Raw genomic sequence first — 600 nt, forward strand, 5'->3', positions numbered from 1 at the left:
AGGACTTACGCAAAACCAGAGATATATTGCCAACCTAAAGCATAGCGTAGTACCATAATAGTCATGAAGAAGCCTAAAGTAACCCGACTAGATTATTGCCAGTATCTCATGGTGAGCCAAATAAACTACACCATCACCAACTATGCTGATCATCATCCTGAGAACATCAGTCATGACCGTATCAACCGTTATATTAAAGGTGACAAGCTCAAACCTCGTCTAGTATGGGAACAAGTTAAACAAGACATTGTCGCCGATGCTGAGGGTTACTTGCTCTTTGATGATACGGTATTAGACAAAGATCACAGTCATAAGATAGAACTGGTCAACCGCCAATATAGTGGCAATGCTAAACGATTAATTAAAGGCATTGGTCTTGTAAACTGCATCTACGTTAACCCGCATACCCAGCAGTATTGGGTTATTGACTACCGTATTTACGACAAAGCCATCGATGGTAAAACCAAGCTTGATCATTTAGAAGATATGTTACGACACACGATCGAGTACAAGCAATTGGTATTTAAAACGGTGCTTATGGACAGCTGGTATGCCACTAAAGATATCATGCTGACCATTGATGGCTTAGGTAAAATCTTT

General features: G+C 40.2%; 1 pseudogene. It reads left to right on the forward strand.

Annotated features, from left to right (window positions below):
- Window positions 1-63: 63 nt before the first annotated feature.
- A pseudogene (locus tag ACT3RN_RS16055) lies at window positions 64-600 on the forward strand (IS701 family transposase); the annotation flags it as partial.

Source organism: Psychrobacter sp. AOP5-GZ1-6 (genome assembly GCF_052376345.1).
Lineage (GTDB): Bacteria > Pseudomonadota > Gammaproteobacteria > Pseudomonadales > Moraxellaceae > Psychrobacter.